This is a genomic window from Neobacillus drentensis, from assembly GCF_036965645.1.
Classification (GTDB): domain Bacteria; phylum Bacillota; class Bacilli; order Bacillales; family Cytobacillaceae; genus Neobacillus; species Neobacillus drentensis_D.
In genome coordinates this window covers 536-2,834 of the sequence record NZ_JBALPZ010000052.1, presented here as the reverse complement: position 1 = coordinate 2,834, position 2,299 = coordinate 536, and the positions used below count along the sequence as shown (strand labels likewise).

The 2,299-nt window shown below is 36.9% G+C and carries 1 protein-coding gene; it reads left to right on the top strand.

Annotated elements, in window-relative coordinates:
• Positions 1–758 precede the first annotated feature (758 nt).
• A complete protein-coding gene (locus V7266_RS10980; protein WP_335467932.1) occupies positions 759–1,940 on the top strand; it encodes a cytochrome P450 in 1,182 nt (393 codons plus the stop codon).
• Positions 1,941–2,299: the final 359 nt, after the last annotated feature.

Genomic DNA, 2,299 nt, shown 5'->3' with positions numbered 1-2,299 from the left:
GCAGGTCTCAAGCAGTTTTAAAGACTGGACGCGCTCATTGCAGATTTATACCACTCGCTAATATGGTTTAATCTCTGCCATAATCAACAATTTGTTAATGGCATTAAGGAACATAAGAAGCTGTAATTTTTTTGTTAATCGAAAATGACTGAAAGTTGACGTTATTACCAGTCGATAAAATGTCGAGTATTTTGCACCGTATTACTAATAATCACAAAGTCTTGATTACTGTTTCAGATTTTAAGTAATTGAAAACAACAGAGTTTTTAATTAAAAGTGCAAATTACCCCCTATCCTTGTTGTAGGAAAGGGATGATTCCAAGTCTATTGAAATGCTTCATTCAAATCATTGCTCATTATGATTTTTAAATGAAGGGATTTAAGCTGTTTGGTGGTTCAAGTGATTTTAATAATTTGATTGAATGCTGGATTGAGTATCTCATTTTTATCAATTATTAAAAAATGGACTCCCAATATTTGACCCAACAGGACATTGCAAAAAACTTGGTATAGAGGAAAATTTAGCATCTAATTACTTAAAGTTTATCAAGTATGTAATGCCCCCCTCAAGTCCACAGTTAACTCTAGAAAAATGGGGAAGAGCCCATAAATGATTATGCAGAAGAGGTATTCCAGTTTTAAAATCATCATAGTAATTAAGTAAATTACATAAAGTGTATGGTTACATAGAACCCTACAGTTAAAGTAAAACGAATAATTATCTAGATAAATAGGTAATAATTATGGAGGGAATCGAGATGGAGAAACAAATGAGCTATGGACTGATCGTGCGGCCAAGAGGGATCGATGAAACAAATTCACCTAATGATTGGTATAAAAAAATGCGAAAAAATGCTCCGATTGCTTTTGACCCAGAACGAAATTGCTGGGACGTGTTTTGTTATAACGATGTCCAAATGGTCTTACAAAATTACAAGCAATTCAGTTCAAATCGGAATAGTCCGTTTCCAACGTTAATAGATTTGGATCCTCCTACCCACCGAAGATATCGCAATCTTGTCAGTCAGGCATTTACACAAAAAGCGGTTCAAGAACTTGCACCAAGAATTACAGCGATAACACAAGAATTATTAACTTCACTAAAAGGAAAATGCGAGATTGATATTGTAGAAGATATCGCATACCCCCTTCCAGTAATCGTGATTGCGGAAATGCTAGGAGTACCAAGCGAAGATCGAGACATGTTTAAAGAATGGTCTGATATTGTTGTATCGGGAACACAAACCTTATCTCCTGAGGAAATGAATCAGTTACTGGCGTTGCGCGGGAAAGCAATGTTTGACCTACGATCATATTTCCACAAAATAGTGGCAGAACGGAGGATTGAGCCCAGAAACGATATTATATCCACTTTGATTTCTGCTGAAGTCGATGGTGAGAAGTTATCTATAGATGAGTTGCTAAGTTTTTGCTTTCTTCTTCTTGTAGCGGGGAATGAAACCACCACCAATCTTATTACTAATACAATGCACACTCTTTTTGAGCATCCTAACATCCTAAACCAATTATATAGAGACAATACCCTTGTATATGCCGCCATTGAAGAAGCCCTGCGCTATTCCTCTCCTGTTCACAGTATGAATCGCTTCGTCACAGAGGATATTAATTATAAAGGGATGAATCTGAAAAAAGGGCAAGAGGTGATGGCCTGGATCGGCTCTGCCAATAGGGACGAAAACGTATTTGACAAACCAGATGAGTTTGACATCCTTCGCTCTCCAAATCATTATCTTTCTTTTGGAGCAGGTGTTCACTTTTGTCTGGGTTCACAGCTTGCAAAATTAGAAGCGAAAATATGCATGACAGAAATGCTAAAGGTTCTGCCTAGTATGAGATTGGATACTACCAAAGAGATTCAAATGATCCCTAGTACGTTTGTGTACGGATATAAAGAGCTTCCTGTCATTGTAGGATCCTAAGTAAAAAGTGAACGAGAAAAAACAACCAACCATTTTACAGCAGTTTAAGGTGGCGCTATATCTAAAAGTTATTATGTTCTACTTAAACATAATAAAAAAAGTATTCAAGATATCTAATGAATTAGGCGGAAAAGGCTGCGTTGAAAAACAAACAGGTAGTTGATCTTCTTTTGTCAAATCCCTTTAATCGGTGACTTTAGAAACCCCTGGGACGGTTCTAGTATCTCTTTTTAATTCTTACTACCAAAACCGTTCCTGTGGCTCTTTTATTCAATCGCCTATTCCCGTTATCACCTTGTCACGGAATCCTGATTACATTTCTTCTATAACAGCTAGTAGTACCCACCAGACCTGGCACG